Raw genomic sequence first — 19,540 nt, forward strand, 5'->3', positions numbered from 1 at the left:
ACCATTGGCAATAAATGCACGGGTAACTGGCAAGGGTTGCTTAACCTTTTGGAAACTCGCCGGACCTACCCTGATTTCTTGCATTGGTGCGTTGGGGCCAAAAAGCCCAAAAACTGCATGAGTACATACTCTTAGCCAGAATGGCCGCGTATGCTTCTGCCATCCCGCCGAGAGAACCGCTCAGGCTGACGCTTAAAACTGAGACACATCCCCGGTTGTTGGGCATAATTTAGCCTCACGATCCGGGGAATGAGACTGATCTGACGGGGAAGTCCATGCTTCGCACAACGTTTGCTTCGTCGCGCACCTTGCGGGTGTGCGCTCTTGGGCTGGCAACTCTCAGCATCGCAGTCATCTTTACGACTGACAGTGCGGATGCCCGCCGGCGACATAAATCGCGAAGCCACGTCGCGCGCGTCTCAAGCTACAATCCCGCGTTCTCCTCGATCATCGTCGATGGCAATTCCGGTGCGGTTCTCTCGTCCAACAATCCCGACGGTTCGCGCCATCCGGCGTCGCTGACCAAGATCATGACGCTGTACATGCTGTTCGAGAAGCTGGAAGCCGGCAAGCTCACGCTGGACAGCGAAATGGACGTCTCGCAGCACGCCTCCGTGCAGGCTCCGACCAAACTGGGCCTGCGCCCTGGTCAGACACTGCGCGTCGAGGACGCGATCAAGGCCCTGGTGACCCGCTCCGCCAACGACGCCGCCGTTGTCATCGCCGAAGCCATTGCCGGCGACGAAGACGATTTCGCCAAGCTGATGACCAAGAAGGCCCGCGCGCTCGGCATGAGCCGCACGGTGTATCGCAATGCCTCCGGCCTCCCTGATGATGCGCAGGTGACCACCGCGCGCGACCAGTCGGTGCTCGGCCGCGCTATCCAGGATCGCTTCCCGCGTTACTACCGCTACTTTGCCACCGCCTCCTTCAATTATCGCGGCCGCAACATCCGCAACCACAACCGCCTGATCGGGTCAGTCGAAGGCGTCGACGGCATCAAGACCGGTTACACCCGCGCCTCCGGCTTCAACCTCGTCTCGTCGATGAAGCGCGGCAACCGCCATCTGGTCGGCGTCGTGCTTGGCGGCCGCAGCGGCGGCGCTCGTGACGCGGCCATGCGCAACCTGCTTGCCGAGAACCTGGACAAGGGTGCCACCCGCCGCACCGTGGCCGCGATCACCGAGCGCAATCCGTCCGAAGCCGCGACCGAGGTCGCCGAAGCCGAGGCCCAGGCGCGTCCGATCGAAACCAAACAGGTCAACGGCGCCATTCAGGTGGCTGCTGCAACGCCGGTCGTCGCTGAACCCGTCTCCGAGCCCCCGGCTCGTCCCGCCGCGCCAGCGGCGCGCCCGTCCGTCTTCGCCGCCGCCACCGCAGCGCTGCCCCCGGCAGCGCCGATGCCGCAGGCCCGCAAGCCCGAGCCTGGCCCGCTGAATTCAGGTGTCATCCAATCCGAGCCCATCTCGACCATTCCGGGCTCGTCAGAGCCGATGAAGCCGGTTCGGGTCCGCACCGTCCAGGTCAAGTCCGGTCAGTACAAGCTGGCCTCCGCCGGCGGCGAGCAACCCGCCCCTCCGGCCGCCACCAATGCCATCACGGCGCGCTCTGAACCCACCGCCCGCTCGCCCGAGACCACCAATTCGCTCTATGCCCGCTCGGAGATGCCGCGCCAGCCGGCAGGCTTCGGGACCGGCAATGGACTTCTCGGCGTCTTGCCGGCCCAAGGAAGCGCTCAGGGCAGCACCCAGATGGCCTATGCCGACCCTGCCCCGCGTAACGTGCCAGCCCCTCAGGCTCCCGCTCCGCAGACGGTACAACAGGGCGGCGCCATCAAACCCGCCGCGATCCACACCGGCTGGATCATCCAGGTCGGTGCACTGGAGAGCGAGAGCGAGGCACGCACCCGCCTCGACGCCGCGCGCGAACAGGCCCGCGGCCTCTTGGGCAAGGCCGACCCGTTCACTGAAGCCGTCGTCGGCAAGGGCGACAGGAAACTCTACCGCGCCCGCTTCGCTGGCCTCGACCGCGAAAAAGCCGAAGCCGTCTGCAAGACGCTGAAGCGTTCCGAGATCTCCTGCATCACCATCAAGAACTGATCGCAAGAACTGATCGACGGACACCGTCGGATACGCAGATGGCCGGGACATTGTCCCGGCCATTTTGCTTTTGGTCACCATAAATCCCCGTGGCGACAACTTCTCGTCAAGACTTAGCCGCTACAAAATACAGACGGGGATTGATCGACCACGCCGGGCAACGGTGGGCGATGGGGCGTTCTCAGAGAAACGGAAGCTGCTCGCAGTTGTAGCGTAAAAGCGTGCTGGAGTTAGCTGCGATGCGTGCGAAGCAGAGTGTCCTTGGCCTCGTTGACACGGGCCGCCAGGTACGTCGAGCCCCCCTGGTCGGGATGCAGTTTCTTCATGAGGGATCGGTGCGCGCGGCTGATCTCGTCGCGGGTCGCACCCGGCTTCACGCCAAGGATCTGATAAGCCTCCTCTTCCGTCATTTTACTGCCAGACGCCGCGCGGTCGTGCCGCCCTGCCGTATCGCCCTGCGCGTTCTGACGCCATGCGGGAAACCGGCGGTCAAGATAACTTTCAAGTAAGGCCACGCTCTCCGCGTCGAAGCCGGCCATCATCGCCGCCAGTTGCGGCAGGTCGAATGCGTCGAGCGATTGCCCGGCATAGAGGCCGGCGACGATCTTTCCGCTGAGCTGGCCACTGTCATGATCGAGGGTCATGTCGAGAAACGCCGAGCGGACCTGCGAAGTCTGGCCCGACGATTTAGTTCCGCCCCCGAACATGCCGCCGATATTGCCGAAACCCGCCGTGCCGAACGGCGCCCAGCCCAGCAGACCCGCGCCGAAGATTCCGAGCGGGATCGCCACGGCCAGTTCGCCCTTGATCCCGGTGAAGGCCGCCACAGCCAGCGCCAGCACACCGCCAGCCAGCTTGATGCCACGCGCCAGCAGCGCCGGGTTGGCCGAGCGGAGCATCTGCAGCAGCATGTAGAGCACAAAGACGGCGAGCGCGCCGGCGATCAAAGTAGGCATGAGGGATAGATAGTCGGTTGCCGCGATCCGCGAAACGGTTTTGCAGACCGTTTATCGCATCTGGCCGAGCAGCTTTGCCGCACCCGGCGCCGACGACGCTAGCCGCGTCAGCGCCTCACGTCCGCCAGCGGCATAGGCGGCTACCGCGCGCAGCAATTCGCGGAGCTGCGCAGCAGCTCCCGGATCGAACCGGCACCATGCGCCACCGGTCAGCCGGGCAATCTCGCGAAACGCCTGTTCGGCTGCGGGGTCTTGCCCTTCCTGGAACATGAAGACGGGCACTTTCAGCAGGCCGAGTTCGCCGGCCCGCGCACAGAGCTCATCGACGGACTCCTCCATGGCGTCGCCCACGAATACCAATGCACGCACGCCTGAGGCCACCGCCTCGCGCCGCGTCTCCGACAGCACCTTGCCGATCTGGGTCTGACCGCCCTGGCAAGCGATCTTGCCCATCAGCCGCGCCAATTGTGCGGTGTCCGAAATCCAGCCGGTCGCGCGGCACTCGCTGAGACCACGGAAATAGACAAGACGGATATCGAGACTGCCGATCGATGCGGCCTCGCGAAACATGTCGGCCTGCAGCGTGCAGGCCATATCCCAGGTCGGCTGCCGGCTCATGGTGGCATCGAGTGCGAACACCAGCCGCCCGCGCCCGCCCGCTGCATGCGGTGCCATTGCTTTCGCTTTTGCTACAAATGCTGCGATGTCGGCCGATGCCGACGGCTGCGCCAGCGCATCGGTTTTCGATTTGGGGATCGTGGGATCGCTGGCCATTTGAACTCGCGCTTGCTGCAAGCTTCATGTGGCGAGCATAGGCCGCGCGGTCAACCGCGCAGCGCAGAACTCAGTTCACGCTCGGCGTATATTGCGCGATCTTGTTCGGGTCAGCCGCATTGCTCTGCTGCGCAGGCTGCTCGATGATCTTCGGCTTGCCGGTGACCGGCGACAGCTTGCTGTCGTCGTCGAGGAACTTGTCGAGCAGTCCCTGAATCCTGGTCTTCAGCGTTTCCGGACCGCGGTCGCTCATGTCGGTATGCTGCGCGCCGGTGTTGACGACGGTGATACCGGCCTTCTCGCAGACGTCATCATCCGGCACGACGCCAGGATCCGGCTTGAACACCGTATCGTGCGAACGGAACGACAGGATCTTGAACTTGCCATCCGTCATGAACGGCACGCGCAGGTTATCCAGCGTCACGACCTTCTTGACGTCATCAGGGAATTCCTTGGCGTAGAACATCGAGATGTCGCCGCCGTTGGAATGGCCAACCAGCGTCAGATGATCGTAGTCGGAATTCGGCTGAATCTTCTTCAGCTCCCTCACCGCGTATTTGATGTTCTGAACGCCGCGCTCATAGACCGGCAGACGGCCGACATAGAGCTCGCCGACCTTGGTCACGAGCGGAGCGTCGGTATCGAGATCGTGCTGGATGCTGACGGCCATATAGCCGCGCGCCGCAAACACGTTCGCGAGGAACGAGTATTCGGTGAACTTGACGGTGTTACCGTGATTGAGGACCGCGACCGGCAGAGTGATCATGCCGGCATTGGCCTGCATTTCCTTGTCGCGGCGAACGGCGATGTCGACCTGCACAGGACGATTACGCGACGCGTCGAAGAACGTCAGCGTCTCATGCCGAATGGCCCACTTCGACGCGGTGAAATACGCGGCGGTGGTCAGCACGCAAACCGAAAGCAGAATGAGAAGTCCGCGTTTCATGTTCGTCCCTGATCGGCCAGCTAGAGAGAAGTCTCAGCCGGCTACAGCACTTATGGGGTCGGATGACCCTCAAGTGGCTGCTTCAACAGCATATATGTCACAGCCCGGTGACAGAAAGGCTAAATATTGTGAATTCCGAGCCATGTTATTGTGCGCCGCACCCGTTTCTTGTGCAGTTGCTAAAGAAAGCCACGGTCGAATTGAGCGATTTTGAACCAGTTTCGCAAGGGATCGGAATTTCAAAAACGCCCTGTTTTCAACGACAAATCAACTGTCGAACGGGTGACTCGTTCCCCGGTAAAAGAAAATGATACCTGTGGTATCAGCGTGAAGTTGAGTGCGGGATCGTTCATAGCCTGCCGAACGGGCAGCGCTGGCTTTGCACAGCGGATGCGACTCAGTTGCCAAGGATGTCGTGAACATCCAGCGGCTTGTCGACCTGCGCAAACCACTCGGCGCGATTGGCGGCGCGGCGACGGCCACGCTCATCGAGCGGCAGCTTCAACTTGCGCAGCAGTTCGATGACTTCCTCGCGCGCCGTGACATGGCCCATGCTCGGGCGTCGCCCGAGCGTAGCTTCGTTGAGATCGTCGAGCGCCGTCAGGCCACGCGGGAAGAACTCACGATACATCACGCGCTCGGCGAGACCGTCGATGGCGCGGAAACCGAGCTGCAGCGAAAGTTGATCGAGGACGCCGGCAACCAGCATCTTGTTGTGCGAGCCGAGCATCGAGAGCCGGTTGCGCACCACGATCCAGTCGGTGGCGGAGCCATCGTGCTGACGGCGCTTGCGCCGGGCTTCGCGCGCCATCTTCGAATAGTGACTCTCGCCGGTCACCTTGTAGCTTGTAGCATCGACGGCGCCGAGCACGTCGAAGTCGAGAAAGCTGTCATTGATCGGCGTCACCAGCGTATCGGCCATCGAATGCGCCAGACGCATCAGATACGTATCGCTGCCAGGCGTGTCGATGACGATGAAATGGTGGGTACGTTCCACCGCGCTCACCGCGGTCATGAACTGATCGAGTTCGAAGGCTTCGTTGTCGGCGATCTGCATCGTCTCGCCGAGCTTGACGCAGCTATGGGTCGGTACTTCCAGCGCAAGTCCGGCGCTCTGCGCCCAGACCGCGCGGTTGGCGATATAGCGCGTGAAGCTCTGCTGGCGACTATCGAGATCGATGGTGGCGACGCGCTGACCGGCCTTCAGCAGCGCCACGGCAATATGAAGCGCAGTGGTCGATTTGCCCGACCCGCCCTTCTCATTGCCGAGCACGATCACATGCGCCGTGCCGGACTGGCCCTGGGTGGTTTGCATCAACATCGCGCGATCCTTCGATCATCTTCAAATCGCGAGGCGTGGCAAGGGTCAAGCTAAATACAGGGGCATCCTGCTGTGCGGGCGATCAGCCGCGCTTAATCATGAATCCCGGCGGCCGGTTGCGGCATCAGGACACCCGCCAGCCCGGTATCGTGAGGCTTGGGTGATCCCGCGAGCTTTGATAAGCAGGGCGCGCACGCCCCCACCCGCCGCCGCCAACAACAAGAACGAGCCGCAATGCCCCGCACCCCGATCGTCGCCCGCACCCTGCCCGCCCTCCGCAAGGCGCTCGACGGCCTGCGGGCACGCAAGGCGACCATCGGCCTGGTGCCGACCATGGGCGCGCTGCATGACGGTCACGTCTCGCTGGTGCGCCTCGCCCAGCGCCGTACCAACAAGGTCGTAGTGTCGATTTTCGTCAATCCAACGCAGTTCGCCCCGACCGAGGACTTCGGCTCCTATCCGCGCACCTGGAAAAGCGACGTCGCCAAACTCACCGAAGCCGGCGTCGACCTGATCTGGAATCCCGACGCCAAGATCATGTATCCGGAAGGCTTCGCAACCAAGATCACGACCGGAGGCCCGGCCACCGCCGACCTCGAAGACCGCTTCCGCCCGCATTTCTTCGGCGGCGTCGCGACAGTCGTCGGCAAGCTGTTCACGCAGGTGCGGCCGGACATGGCGTTCTTCGGCGAGAAGGACTACCAGCAGCTCAAGGTCGTGACGCGCATGGCGCGGGATCTCGATCTCGGCGTCAAGGTGACCGGCGCCACCACGGTGCGCGAGCGCGACGGTCTCGCGATGTCGTCGCGCAACGTCTATCTCTCGCCGGAAGACCGCGCCACGGCGCCGGTGCTTTACAAGGCGATGAAGGAAACCGCGAAGCGCCTGAAGGCGGGCGATGACCTTGAAGCCGCCATGGCCGGTGGCGCCGCGATGATCACCGCGGCAGGCTTCGCACTCGACTACTTCGAGGCGCGCCACGCGGAGTCACTGGCGCCGGTCAGTTCGATGAAGGACGGCCCGGTGCGACTGCTGGTGGCCGCGAGGATCGGCAAGACGCGGCTGATCGACAATATCGGGGTGTAGTCCACCTCGTCATTCCGGGGCGCATGAAAGCGGCAACACCGCTGAAATGCGAACCTCAGCCACTCCACTTGGAGTGGCTGGGAATCCCGGAGTGTTTTGTGCTGAACATGTCGGGCTTCCGGGTTCGCTATACGCCGCCTTCGGCGCCTCCTCACGCCCCGGAATGACGAGTGGCGGCGGCAAGACAGTGCCTAAACATTTTTTCCTATATTCTGTTGACAGTATTTCTGTCAGGTTTATATTCCCCTCCGTCCTGCCCCACCGAGAGGGGCGATCGCGATCGTCACGTTCGCGGGGCAGGATGCGGTGGACGCCGGAGATGCGGCGTTACGCGGTTCATGGGTGACGTCTGTCTTCGGGCAGGACGGATCTGCGCCAGCACTGCCACTGGCAAGGAGACGGCCGACCTTCGGATGGAAAGACCCCTGGACAGTGTGACGGACGACCAAAGTCAAAACGTGTCCGGCCTATTCGCTTGAGGCTCCCTTCCCATCGCCTTGGGACTTTAATTCGGTGATCGGATCGTTCGCTGAGGCAAAGTGCAAGCAACCGAAAAAACACCGCAGGCGGAACGTCGGGCACTTGCCTGACGCCTCCGAAAGTCCTGGTGCACTCTCAATTGCGGAAGACCGCATTCGCATCAGGCCCAAGGGTGCATCGGGCACCCGGCGTTCCGCACGCCCTCTCACAGGGGGCAGGGAATGCAAGAGACGACGGCGCCCCCGCGCCGCAAATAATGGGGGCGATGACGCATGTCTGAAGAGCAGTGGCTGTTTGACAGTTGAAGACGCTGAGACGCGCAGGCGGTCGCGATATCCCTCCCTCAAGCGGCGAAGCCGCGCAGTGGGGAGGGAAAAGCAAGAGCCCTACTCCGCCGCGATCTGCCGCGGCACAAGCGGTGGATTGGCGAGGTCCTTGGCGAGTTCGGCGTAACGCACCTTCGCCGCCACGACCGAGGCTTCCTTCACCGGGCCGTAGCCACGAATGCTGTCAGGCAACGAGAGGAGCTGCACGGCCGTATCCACCGTGAGCGGCGACAGCAGGTTCAACACCGTGGCGACGTCCTTCTCGTAGCCGGCGATCAGGTCGCGCTCCAGCCTGCGGTCGGCGCTGTAGCCGAACACGTCAAATGGCGTGCCGCGCAAGGTGCGCAGCTTCGCCAGAATGCGAAACAGCGGCAGCATCCAGGCGCCGAAGGCGCGCTTCTTCGGGCGGCCCGACGCATCGGTGCCGGGCAGCATCGGCGGAGCGAGATTGAAGTTGATCTTGACGTCACCCTCGAACTGATCACGCAGCTGCTTCTCGAACCTGCCGTCGGTATAGAGCCGCGCGACCTCGTATTCGTCCTTGTAGGCAAGCAGCTTGGCATAGTTGATCGCCACCGCGCGCGGCAGTTCATCGTCATAGCCGCCGCGCATGGCAGCCTCGCGCACCAGATCGACCATCGCCTGATAGCGCTCGGCGAGCTTGCTGTTCTGATAGTCCGTCAGCAATCCGCTGCGATGAGCGACGATCTCGTCGAGGCTCATCTCGTCCAGGGTCTTTGGCGCGATGGTCTCATCGGCGCCCTTGAGCATGTCCGCGAGCCGCGCCGGATCGGCGGCGGCAAGGCGACCGAGCTGGAACGCCAGCATGTTCATCTTGATCGAGACGCCATTGAGTTCGATGGCCTGCTCTATCGATGCCGCCTGCAGCGGCAGCAGCCCCTGCTGATAGGCAAAGCCCATCATCATCATGTTGGTGGCGATGGAATCGCCAAGCAGCGCTTCGGCCGCCTTGGTGAAATCGAGGAATGTCGATTCCTTGCGCAGCGACATTTCCAGCACGTTGTTGACCTTGCGGGACTGGAAATTGAAGTCGCGGTTGCGCACGAAATCCGCAATCGGAATGAGATGAGTGTTGACGATGCCGTAGGTGCGCGAGCTCTCGCAGAGCGAGATGGTGTCCTTGGCGATGGCCACTACTTCATCAGCCGCAATCAGGACATCGGCCGTGCCAGTGACGATGCGCGAACAGGTGACGTCGCCGGTGTCATTGGCGAGACGCACATGGCTGAGCACCGCGCCGCCCTTCTGCGCAAGCCCCGACATGTCCAGGATCATGCTGGCCTTGCCTTCGATATGCGCGGCCATGCCGAGCAGCGCGCCGATGGTCAGCACGCCGGTGCCACCGACGCCGCCGACGGCGACATTATAGGGCTTGTCGAGCGTCGGCCGCGTGGCCGGCTCCGGCAATATACCGATGGTCCCGAGTTCAACGGGCGCCTTGCGCTTCAGCTTGCCGCCATCGACGGTGACAAAAGACGGGCAAAAGCCCTTGAGGCACGAATAATCCTTGTTGCAGGACGACTGATTGATGGTGCGCTTGCGACCCAATGCGGTCTCCAGCGGCTCCACCGAAATGCAGTTCGACTGCACCGAACAATCGCCGCAGCCTTCGCAGACTGCCGGGTTGATGAGCACGCGGCGCTGCGGGTCCTCCAGAATGCCCTTCTTGCGACGGCGACGCTTCTCGGCGGCACAGGTCTGCACGAACACGATGGCCGAGCAGCCCGGCACTTCGCGGCAGGCCTTCATGACCTTGTCGAGTTCGTCGCGATGCGCCAGCTTCACGCCCGGCGCAATGGTATTGGCGGGATAGGCATCGGGATTCTCCGACACGAGATAGATCTCGCGGATGCCCTCGCTGTGGAGCTGGAACGTGATCTTCTGCGGCGACAGGTCACCGTCATGGTGCTGACCACCGGTCATCGCCACGGCATCGTTGTAGAGGATCTTGTAGGTGATATTGGCCTTGGAAGCGATCGACTGACGGATCGCCAGCGAGCCGGAATGGAAGTAGGTGCCGTCACCGAGATTGGCGAAGATATGCTTCTCCTTGGTGAACGGCGCAATGCCGGTCCATGGCACGCCCTCACCGCCCATATGGGTGAAGGTCTCGGTGGAGCGATCCATCCACAGCGTCATGAAATGGCAGCCGATGCCGGCCAGCGCGCGCGAGCCCTCCGGGACCTTGGTGGAAGTATTGTGCGGACAGCCCGAACAGAAATACGGCGTGCGCGTGATCGGCACCACATTCTGGACCTGCGAGGCTTCACGGCCGTGAAACCAGTCGGCCTTGGCACGCAGCAGTGCGGCGATCTCGGGGTCGATCTCCATCGCCAGCAGGCGATCCACCAGCGAGGTCGCGACCTTGGCGACGCTCAGCTCTTCGGCGAATGGCAGGAAGCGATGATCGTGGGAATCCATCTTGCCGACGATGCGTGGCCGCACATCGTCGCGCCAGTTGAACAGCTCCTGCTTGACCTGGTTTTCGACGATCTCGCGGCGCTCCTCGACGATGAAGATCTCTTCGAGACCCACCGCGAACTTGCGTACACCTTCCGGCTCCAGCGGCCACGGCATGCCGATCTTGTACAGCCGCAGACCAATCTTGGCGGCGACCTCTTCGGTAATACCGAGCTCACGCAATGCCTGGCGCACGTCCTCATAGCTCTTGCCGGAGGCCATGATGCCGAAGCGCGCATTCGGCGAGTCCATGGTGACACGGTTGATGTTGTTGGCGCGGGCAAAGGCGATGGCGGCGAAGCCCTTGTAGTCCTGCAGGCGGCGATCCTGCACATAGCGATCGTCCGGCCAGCGCAGGTTCAAGCCGTCCGGCGGCAGTTCGAAATCGGTGGGAATATTGAACGGCGTCATTTCGTCGTTGAGGTTGATCTCCGCCGTGGTCTCCACGGTCTCGGTGATCACCTTCATGCCGACCCAGCAGCCTGAATAGCGCGACATCGCAATGCCGAGCAGACCCATCTCGATCATCTCGTGGATCGACGACGGGTAGAGATAGGGCATCAGCGCCGAGATGAAAGCATGGTCCGACTGATGCGGCACGGTCGACGACTTGGCGCCGTGGTCGTCACCGGCGAGACAGAGGACACCGCCGAATTTCGCGGAGCCGGCAGCATTGCCGTGACGGAAGACGTCGCCGCAGCGATCGACGCCGGGGCCCTTGCCATACCAGATGCCGACCACGCCATCATATTCGGCGCCGGGCGAAAGGTTGAGTTGCTGGGTGCCCCAGATTGCAGTGGCCGCAAGGTCCTCGTTGACGCCGGGCTGGAATTTCACACCATACTGGTCGAGATGTTTTCGCGCCGCCATCAACTGCTGGTCATAGCCGCCCAGCGGCGAACCGCGATAGCCGGTGACGAAAGCCGCGGTGTTCAGACCCGCCGCGCGGTCCCTGCGGACCTGTGCCATAGGCAGCCGCACCAGCGCCTGAATTCCGGTCAGGAAAATATGGCCGGAGCCCTGGGTATATTTCTGATCGAGACTGATCGCGCCTTGATTAATTCCCATTCCCACCCTCGTCACTGCGGCCTTGGGCTGTCTCCCGGGGCTATCGCCCCGGACTGCGTTATCCGGCCTGCTCGCGCCTATTATCTGGGGTCGTTCGACTCCCTTAGAAACAGTCTATGTTGGATTTTGAACGGGGCGCACCACAATTCTGGGCAATGGAGCCCCGCGTCCAAAGAACGCAATTTCGTGATGAATGCGGCCGGTAGGCGTGTCACGTTGTGTCGCCGCAAGGGCCTTTGGCGCAAGGACATAACGGCTCAGACGACAGTGCGATGCAACACGAGCGTTACAGGGAGGCTCAGGCCCCGTCCGGGAAGACCTCGCCGATGATCTTCATGAGATCGGCCTCACGAAACGGCTTGCGCAGATAGGCGCGAAAACGCCCTGCCCGGTCGCGCACGACATGCTCCAGCAACGAGGTCATGACGACCACCGGAATTCCGCTCAGCCGCTCGTCCTGCCCCATCGCTGCGATCAGGCCGGCGCCGTCGAGGAACGGCATCATGAAATCGGTTAGCACGAGATCGGGCGTGTCCCGATGCAGAATGTCGAGCGCCTCACGGCCGTTGCCGGCTACGAGGACATTGAAGGCATATTCGCTCAACAGGACTTCGAGCCAGTCGGCGATCGCCCATTCGTCCTCGACAATCAGGACAGTTCGCACCGCTATTCTCCAGTCAACTTAAGATCCGTCGATGGAGTTGGTGCAGGTCCCTGACTTGAAATGTCCCTGAGGATGCGCTCCGCGCTCTGGAAATCGGCATCAAGAACGATGCCGCCCTCGAGAATTTCAAAGCGGCGCATGCGCATATCGGTCCGGCGGTCACGCGATTTCAGAATGGTCATCAGACGATGGTTTTCCGAGCGCAAGGCTGCGAGATGCAGCGCGATGATGTTCTCGGCAACCGCGGAGAGACCCGTCTGGTTGACACCCTTGAGCGGCTGCCCGGGTGTCATGCCAGCGTGATCGGTTTCAGCCGTCGCCAGCGTGGTAACACCGAGTGCGCGCAACTCGTTGCACAGCGCCGACAAAAAAGAGCCGACGCGCTCCTTTTCGTCGGTGAGCTTCGAGAAGCCTTCGATGCCATCGATCACCAGACGGCGCACGCCGTTCTGCCTGATGGTCGAGAGCAGCTCGGTTGCGACCTCGTCGAGCACCGCTTCTGTCTGCGGGCGCCACATCAGCGTGACCTTGTCGGCCCGCGATTTCAGCGGCAGCTTGAGGCTGTCGGCCTTGATCCGCAGCGCCATCGGATTCTCGTGAAACCCGAACAGCATCGCCGGTTCATTGGCGGGACCGCCGGTCAGGAACTGAAGACCGGCCGTGGTTTTGCCCGACCCGGAAGGTCCGAGCACCACGGTCACCGAATGCGTATCGACGCCGCCGCCGAGCATCTTATCGACGCCGCCGATGCCGACCGACACCATCGGACCGTCGGCGCTGTCCCAGACGCTGGGCGTCTCCAGCAGCGCCTCGATACGCGGATAGATGGCGTGTCCATTCTCGGTGATGCGATAGGAGTGCTTGCCGCCCATGAACCAAGTGCCACGCAGCTTGTGGACCTGAAGTGACCGCTCGGCGCGGCGGCCATGTAGTGCCGACTGCAGCTCGATGAGACCGTCCACCATCGTATGCTCAGGCGGATGCGCATCGGCGTCGAAGGCGCTGGTCAGAAGGAACATGGTGCAGTTGCTGAAGGCGGCCTGGGTCTGCAATTCGTGGATGAACTTCTTCAGCTCAAGCTCGGAGCGCGCCTTTTCGTGCACGGTGATGAGACCATCGAGCACGAGGATGCTGGCCTTGCGCGTGCGAACCTCGCGGCGGACCACGTCCAGCAGTCCGCGCAGCCCGTCGTCTTCGAGCGTCTTGAAGGCGCCGACATAGGACATGCGGTCGGGAATCGCTGCTTCATCGAAGAAGGTCATCCGCCGCATGTGTCCGATCATGCGGGCGTGGCTTTCGGCAAGCAGCGTGATGTAAAGCGCGTTCCGCCCCTGCGCGGCCTGCGCGAAACAGATCTGGTTACCCAGAATCGTTTTTCCGGCGCCCGGGGCGCCCTGAATGATGTAGATGCCGCCGTCGAAAACGCCCCCGCCCAGGATCGCATCGAGACCCGGTACGCCGGTTGCAAACCGGCCGTTATCGCCACTCATTCCGAAACTGCCCCTAACGTGTCACCTATACCGGTGAGATGTTGAAACGTGTCGGGGAGCGATGGGTTCCAAAGCTTTTTCAGAAATATTTCGAAACGTAGCCTCTCAGCAAGGCAGCATCCCGCTAATAGCGCCCCCGAAACGGAACATCGGCCTTTACGGGCCATTGCTGTCCGGTCACCCTGACAACATCAGGCATGGAGGACGGAAATGGATCAGAAGCTGAATACCTGGACGTCGCAGCCTGAACTCGTCGGCAGCGATATGGCGTCGACGAATGACGGTTCTTATCATCCGGATTGCGGCGAAGAGCATGATCACAAGCCGACCAAGGCCATCATCGGCGTGGGACTACTCGTGGTGCTGAGTTTCCTGCTCTATGAATTCAACGGCAAGGTGTCCAAGACGCACACGTCAGCGACCCCGCCCGCGCAGCACCAGAGCTTCGCGGCTAACCGCTAGGCTTCGACAGCTTCGTCCGCAATAGCGCTTTCAGTGTCGGGCACGACGACCCGAAACTGGAAGCCGTGCAGACCGATCGTCGGTACGATGCCGAAATGGTCGGTGCCGAAGACTTTGACCCGATGCTGCAATTCGTCTTTCTCGATGCTTACCGGGATATCGCAGATCTGCTCATAGGCCTTACGCGTGTGACGCGTGCTGCCCCAGCGCAGCGCCCGCTCGATGAGCGGCACCGGCTGTGTGGCCAGGACGCGTGCCATCCGCCAGAAAGTCTGGACCAGCTTCGTATAGGCAATCTCTTCCAGACCCGCGACACTGATGTCCGCCGGAATTGGGAACGCCTCGACATCCACGATCGGTCCGGCATCGACACGTGCAATCATGCGATGGACAGTGCAGCCGAAGTCGGTCGCATGATCGTAGAGCGCAAAATGTGCCGGGGCCCAGCCGGGATATTGCGGCGGACCGGGATGGAAATTGTAGGCGCCAAAGCCAAGCTGATCGAGCACCGCACCGGGGACTATGACGCCAGTGGTGAACGAAATCATCCGCGCTCGGCGCAGCCAGTCGGGCTCGATCGCCGCCAGATCTTCAGCAGTGAAAACAGGAAGCACCGTGAGGGCCGGATTGTGACCACGGAGCAGGGTTGTAAAGACCGAGTGCTCAGCAGGACCCGTCAGGAGGATAATCGTATCGAACATTCGGGCTGCCACGCGCTTCTGCGAATCAATAATCGCCTCAGCGTCGCAGCCAGGCCTTAACATCTGATGAGCAGCCCCGATCACGCTGCATTGCCACATAGGATGAGGCTCTGGAATGGCACAATCTCTGGAACATGCACCTCATCTGACGATTGTCTTGCCGCACAGGAGGACACGACATGGCGAACATTCCCAATCCCAATGATCCGTATCGTCCAAATCCCGCTGATGACATCCGCAATCCTGCGCGGCTCGACAATGAGCTGCAGGCCGATCCTGAACTCGCGGAAGGGCCAGCGAGCGGCAGCCGCATGGCTATTTATGCACTTGGCATTGTTGTCTTGCTCGGCGCCGTATTCTACGGCCTGAACAATACATCGATGAATCCGGGCGACGCGACGAAGACCGCATCCCAATCCGCCCCGGCGACGCAGGACAGCACGCCAAAGGCGCCGGCGCCAACCAACAACGTCGCGGATTCCTATTCGAAGCCGCCAGTGGCTCCCGGCGTACGTGACGTGACGCCCACCAACAACCAGCCCGGCGTCACCACCGGTGCGGCACCGGCACGGCCGCAGGCTCCGCAATCGGCTCCGACCGGCGCCGAGATTGACAGCACGAAGGGCGGCGCGCCGAAGTAACGGCGCGACCGGGCAGATAAGGCTGCGGGCATCGATGCCCGCAGCCTTGTTGCGCATGGACTATACGGTCACCTGACGCAGGAACGTGCGTTCCTCCGCGAGGATGAACTGGTGCTCTTCGGCCGACGCGAAATTCGCAACGCCTTCCTCATCGCTCCGCAGTCTGGCGCGATAGGCTTCATAGGCCGCGAGACTTGGGAACGAGATCAGGCCGAATGCGACGTTGTTCGTTCCTTCATGGGGCATCCAATAGCCCTGCAGATCGCCACCGCATTTGGGAATAATCGTCAGCCAGCGCTTGGCATAGGCCTCGAACAATGTGCGTTTGAACGGATCGATCTGATAGCGAATGAAGACAGTGATCGTCATGACGGCTCCCTCTGCAGATGCCTGGATATAGCCGCTTGATCGACTGTGATACTTCGATTAGCGTCGAAGTATGAAAGCAGGTCCGGACATCGCCATGGTCGCCGCACTTGTTGGCGATCCTGCGCGCGCCAATATGCTCACGGCGCTGATGACAGGCCGTGCGCTGACCGCGAGCGAGCTCGCCCAGGAAGCCGGCATTACGGCACCGACCGCGAGTTCACACCTCTCCAAGCTCGAAGCCGGCGGCTTGATCGAGCCGGAAAAACAGGGGCGCCATCGCTATTATCGCCTCACCGGCCCCGATGTCGCCGGTGTGCTGGAAGGTCTGGCCGGCCTGGCAGCCCGCGCGGGCCATCTCCGCGTTCGCACCGGGCCGAAAGAACCCGCATTGCGCCGCGCGCGGATTTGCTACGACCATCTCGCCGGCGATCTCGGCGTGCAGATGCTCGACAGTATGCGGGCACAGAAGCTGATCCGGCAGACCGAGCGGGTCATCGAACTCACGACCCAGGGCAGCCGGTTCGTTGCTGAAGAATTGAGGATCGATCCGGCGACGCTGACTCATCCGCGCCGGCCGGTCTGCAAGGCCTGCCTCGACTGGAGCGAGCGGCGCCATCATCTGGCCGGCACACTCGGCGCCGCCATCATGACCTCATTCACTGCCATGAAATGGGCGGCCAGAGACCCCTCGCCCGGCAGCCGCGTAGTGCATTTCACCCGTAGCGGTGAGAAGCGTTTCGAGGCATTGTTCGGCACCACCGGCGACGCCATCCGGAAAACGTGAAGACGCCGGCTTACCTTCGCCGCAATGCAGCCCGAAACCGCGCCGGACCTTCCTTCTCCCGGAGCCCCCGATGAACCGCCTGCTGCTCACTGCGCTGATTGCAACCCTGCCGTTCACCTCATCGCAAGCGGCTGAGCCTCCTGCGGCACGCGAGCCCTACGGCATCGGCCTCGAAGGTTTCCCCTATCCCTACCCCGTCAATATGCTGCCGCTGGTCAATGACGGCGAACAGCTGCGCATGGCCTATATGGACGTGCCATCGACCAAGCCCAATGGTCGAACCGTCATACTGCTGCACGGCCGCAATTTTCCATCGAGCTACTGGGCGCCGGTGATCGGTACGTTGAACGAGGCAGGTTACCGCGTCGTGGTCCCCGACCAGATCGGCTTCGGCAAATCATCGAAGCCATCAGGCGATCTGCATTTCGACAACCTTGCCCGCAACACTGTTGCGCTGATGGATCACCTCGGGATCGCGAAATTCGACATCGTCGCGCATTCCCTGGGCGGCATGTTGAGCGTGCGCATTGCCCGCGCTTATCCCGATCGTATCGATCACCTACTGCTCGCGGCGCCGATCGGGCTTGAGGACTATCGGTTCTATGTGCCACCGACACCAACCGAGAAGATCCTGGAGAACGAAGACAAGCTGACGGCGGAAGGTTACCGAAAGCAGCTTGAGGTGAACTATTCGCTGAAGATGCAGCCCGACCAGGTAACGCCCTTCATCGACGCGCGTTTCAACATCAAGGGATCGCCGGAATATCCGCGCTGGCTGCGCGCCTTCGTCAGTTCGGCGCAGCTCATTTATCGCGAGCCCGTGGTCCACGAAATTCCGCTGATCGCCCTGCCGACCCTGTTCATCATGGGCGCCGACGATCACAACGCACCGGGCAAGCCGAATGCGCCGGAAGCGTTGCGGCCAAAGATGGGCCAGAACGCCGATCTGGCCAAGGCGCTGGCGGCGAAGATGCCGAACGCGAAGGCCGAGGTGCTTCCGGACGCGGGCCATATCGTGTTTCTCGATGCACCGGCCAAATTCAACGAATTGATGCTGGGATTTCTCGCGGCGAAGTAGCAACCGCCGCGCCCTGCTACGCGGATATCCCGAAACATTCATGCTGTATTCAGATCGAATCGGCTTAATCGTGCTGTGCAGCGTTGATCCCCAGCAATTTTCTTGCCCGTAAGAGTCCTGCAGCGGGTGATGCGATGCCATCATTATTCTCTGCGCCGCATCGCGGCACCATCGAGGGAGAACACAAATGAAGACGATCTTTGCTGCGGCTCTGTTCGCCGTCAGCGTCGGAGGCCTTGGTGCCGCCAATGCAATGCCCCTGGCACCGCTCAGCGCAGTCGAGACGGCAGGCGTGATCCAGGTCGCTCAAGGCTGCGGCCCCGGCTATGCCCGTGGTCCCTATGGCGGTTGCCGCCCGATGTTCCGCGGCCCGCCGCCGCGCGGCCCGGGTTACTGCCCCCCCGGCTTTTTCCGCAATCCCTACGGCCGCTGCATCCGCCGCTGGTGATCGCTGCACAATCCTGACGACGAAGACCCCGCCTATGGCGGGGTTTTTTGTTGCCCACGCGCCGGTTACAGCCGTCACACGAAGATGACAGAATGGCGCATCGCTATTCTGGAGATCGTCATGTCGCGCACCTTGCGTCGTCTCATACTGGCCGGGCTGCTCGGCCTCTCATCGCTGACGACCGGCCGCGCCGACACCATCGCACTGCCCGAGCCGCAGCTCGGCCCGCGACCATTCTATCTCGTCGACAAGATGAAAGACGGCCCGCTGAAGGCAAAGCTGAGCACCTGTACCGGGGCGTTTCGCAAGAGCGATTTTTCCATCGCCCATCGCGGCGCGCCGCTGCAATTCCCCGAGCACAGCCGCGAGTCCTATCTCGCTGCGGCGCGCATGGGCGCCGGCGTGATCGAATGCGACGTGACATTTACGAAGGACCGCCAGTTGGTCTGCCGGCATTCGCAATGCGACCTGCATACGACAACGAACATCCTGTCGGTGCCGTCGCTTGCAGCGAAGTGCACACAACCCTTCAGCCCCGCCGATCCCGCGACCGGCAAGAAGGCATCGGCGAAATGCTGTACCAGCGACATCACGCTGGCGGAGTTCAGGACGCTCACGGCGAAGATGGATGCCGCCAACACGACCGCGACCACCGTTGCGGAATATCAGAACGGCACGCCGCGCTGGCGCACCGACCTTTATGCGAGCTCGGGCACGTTGATGACCCATGCGGAGAGCATCGCGCTGATCAAGAGCCTCGGCGCCAAATTCACGCCCGAGCTGAAGGCGCCGGAAGTGCCGATGCCATTCGACCGCGATTACAGCCAGGAGAAATACGCGACCCAGATGCTCGACGAATATCGTGCCGCCGGCATTCCGCCTGGCGACGTATTTGCCCAGAGCTTCGATCTCAACGACATCAAGTTCTGGATCCGCACCGCGCCGGAATTCGGCGCGCAGGCGGTCTATCTCGACGGCCGCTATGAAACACCGGGTTTCGATCACATGCGCGCGGAAACGTGGAAACCGTCGATGCCGGAGCTGAAAGCCACCGGCGTGAAAATCCTCGCGCCTCCGATCTACATGCTGCTGACGCTCGATGGCAGCGGTCAGATCGTCCCCTCCCCATATGCCAAAGCGGCGCGCGACGCCGGGCTCGATCTGATCACCTGGTCGCTGGAGCGCGACGGGCCGCTCGCAAACGGCGGGGGCTTCTTCCATCGCTCGGTCAAACCCGCCATCGACCGCGACGGCGACACGCTGACGGTGCTGGACGTGCTGGCGAAGGATGTCGGCGTGCGCGGTGTCTTTTCCGATTGGCCGGCCACGACGACGTTCTATGCCAGCTGCATGGGGCTGCGCTGAC

Annotated in this window: 17 protein-coding genes; 8 read left to right on the top strand and 9 right to left on the bottom strand. The window is 62.2% G+C overall.

What is annotated here, in order from left to right; genetic code table 11:
• Positions 1 to 275 precede the first annotated feature (275 nt).
• Positions 276 to 2,099, top strand: a complete 1,824-nt coding sequence (locus tag SFY93_RS21755; RefSeq protein ID WP_320444567.1) for a serine hydrolase — start codon at positions 276 to 278, stop codon at positions 2,097 to 2,099.
• Between the two features lie 230 nt (positions 2,100 to 2,329).
• Here the strand turns inward: SFY93_RS21755 and SFY93_RS21760 are convergent, their stop codons facing one another.
• The 4 genes from SFY93_RS21760 to SFY93_RS21775 form a co-directional block, all read right to left on the bottom strand.
• Positions 2,330 to 3,055, bottom strand: a complete 726-nt coding sequence (locus SFY93_RS21760; RefSeq protein ID WP_320444568.1) for a DnaJ domain-containing protein — start codon at positions 3,053 to 3,055, stop codon at positions 2,330 to 2,332.
• Positions 3,056 to 3,106: 51 nt separating this feature from the next.
• On the bottom strand, positions 3,107 to 3,829 hold the full coding sequence (locus tag SFY93_RS21765) for a vWA domain-containing protein (RefSeq protein ID WP_320444569.1): 723 nt from the start codon (positions 3,827 to 3,829) through the stop codon (positions 3,107 to 3,109).
• Between the two features lie 70 nt (positions 3,830 to 3,899).
• A complete protein-coding gene (locus SFY93_RS21770) occupies positions 3,900 to 4,775 on the bottom strand; it encodes an alpha/beta fold hydrolase (RefSeq protein WP_320444570.1) in 876 nt (291 codons plus the stop codon).
• 397 nt (positions 4,776 to 5,172) lie between these two features.
• On the bottom strand, positions 5,173 to 6,096 hold the full coding sequence (locus SFY93_RS21775; protein ID WP_320444571.1) for a division plane positioning ATPase MipZ: 924 nt from the start codon (positions 6,094 to 6,096) through the stop codon (positions 5,173 to 5,175).
• 234 nt (positions 6,097 to 6,330) lie between these two features.
• Here SFY93_RS21775 and panC point away from each other — a divergent pair, with 234 nt between their 5' ends.
• The gene (gene panC / locus SFY93_RS21780; protein ID WP_320444572.1) at positions 6,331 to 7,182 is read left to right on the top strand and encodes a pantoate--beta-alanine ligase; all 852 of its coding nucleotides are present in this window, start codon (positions 6,331 to 6,333) and stop codon (positions 7,180 to 7,182) included.
• Positions 7,183 to 8,048: 866 nt separating this feature from the next.
• Here the strand turns inward: panC and SFY93_RS21785 are convergent.
• The 3 genes from SFY93_RS21785 to SFY93_RS21795 all read right to left on the bottom strand — a co-directional run bounded on the left by SFY93_RS21785 (position 8,049) and on the right by SFY93_RS21795 (position 13,691).
• Positions 8,049 to 11,537: an indolepyruvate ferredoxin oxidoreductase family protein gene (locus SFY93_RS21785; protein ID WP_320444573.1), complete on the bottom strand. Its 3,489-nt coding sequence runs from the start codon at positions 11,535 to 11,537 to the stop codon at positions 8,049 to 8,051.
• A gap of 298 nt (positions 11,538 to 11,835) precedes the next feature.
• On the bottom strand, positions 11,836 to 12,201 hold the full coding sequence (locus tag SFY93_RS21790; protein ID WP_320444574.1) for a response regulator: 366 nt from the start codon (positions 12,199 to 12,201) through the stop codon (positions 11,836 to 11,838).
• Positions 12,202 to 12,203: 2 nt separating this feature from the next.
• Positions 12,204 to 13,691, bottom strand: coding sequence for an RAD55 family ATPase (locus SFY93_RS21795; RefSeq protein WP_320444575.1), 1,488 nt, complete (start codon positions 13,689 to 13,691; stop codon positions 12,204 to 12,206).
• 210 nt (positions 13,692 to 13,901) lie between these two features.
• On the opposite strand from SFY93_RS21795, the gene SFY93_RS21800 reads away from it, so the two are divergent.
• Positions 13,902 to 14,153 carry a hypothetical protein gene (locus SFY93_RS21800; RefSeq protein WP_320444576.1) on the top strand — a complete coding sequence of 84 codons (252 nt, stop codon included), beginning with the start codon at positions 13,902 to 13,904 and terminating at the stop codon, positions 14,151 to 14,153.
• Here SFY93_RS21800 and SFY93_RS21805 read toward each other — a convergent pair.
• Entirely contained in the window at positions 14,150 to 14,938 is a 789-nt protein-coding gene (locus SFY93_RS21805; RefSeq protein ID WP_320444577.1) for a formyltransferase family protein, read from the bottom strand. The genes SFY93_RS21800 and SFY93_RS21805 overlap by 4 nt on opposite strands.
• Before the next feature lie 95 nt (positions 14,939 to 15,033).
• Between SFY93_RS21805 and SFY93_RS21810 the strand changes: the two genes are divergently transcribed.
• Positions 15,034 to 15,495 carry a hypothetical protein gene (locus tag SFY93_RS21810; RefSeq protein WP_320444578.1) on the top strand — a complete coding sequence of 154 codons (462 nt, stop codon included), beginning with the start codon at positions 15,034 to 15,036 and terminating at the stop codon, positions 15,493 to 15,495.
• Between the two features lie 60 nt (positions 15,496 to 15,555).
• Here SFY93_RS21810 and SFY93_RS21815 read toward each other — a convergent pair whose 3' ends face one another.
• Positions 15,556 to 15,864 (bottom strand): NIPSNAP family protein, encoded by a 309-nt coding sequence (locus SFY93_RS21815; RefSeq protein WP_309945212.1) that lies wholly within the window; start codon positions 15,862 to 15,864, stop codon positions 15,556 to 15,558.
• A gap of 70 nt (positions 15,865 to 15,934) precedes the next feature.
• Here SFY93_RS21815 and SFY93_RS21820 point away from each other — a divergent pair, with 70 nt between their 5' ends.
• The 4 genes from SFY93_RS21820 (at position 15,935) to SFY93_RS21835 (ending at position 19,539) form a co-directional block, all read left to right on the top strand.
• Complete coding sequence (locus tag SFY93_RS21820; protein WP_320444579.1) at positions 15,935 to 16,648, top strand: ArsR/SmtB family transcription factor; 714 nt, start codon at positions 15,935 to 15,937, stop codon at positions 16,646 to 16,648.
• A 70-nt stretch (positions 16,649 to 16,718) separates the two neighbouring features.
• The gene (locus SFY93_RS21825; RefSeq protein WP_320444580.1) at positions 16,719 to 17,726 is read left to right on the top strand and encodes an alpha/beta fold hydrolase; all 1,008 of its coding nucleotides are present in this window, start codon (positions 16,719 to 16,721) and stop codon (positions 17,724 to 17,726) included.
• Between the two features lie 187 nt (positions 17,727 to 17,913).
• Complete coding sequence (locus SFY93_RS21830; RefSeq protein WP_320444581.1) at positions 17,914 to 18,174, top strand: GCG_CRPN prefix-to-repeats domain-containing protein; 261 nt, start codon at positions 17,914 to 17,916, stop codon at positions 18,172 to 18,174.
• A 120-nt stretch (positions 18,175 to 18,294) separates the two neighbouring features.
• Positions 18,295 to 19,539: a glycerophosphodiester phosphodiesterase family protein gene (locus tag SFY93_RS21835; protein WP_320444582.1), complete on the top strand. Its 1,245-nt coding sequence runs from the start codon at positions 18,295 to 18,297 to the stop codon at positions 19,537 to 19,539.
• The last annotated feature ends 1 nt before the right edge of the window (position 19,540 follow it).

The organism is Tardiphaga sp. 42S5 (assembly GCF_034044155.1).
Taxonomy (GTDB): domain Bacteria; phylum Pseudomonadota; class Alphaproteobacteria; order Rhizobiales; family Xanthobacteraceae; genus Tardiphaga; species Tardiphaga robiniae.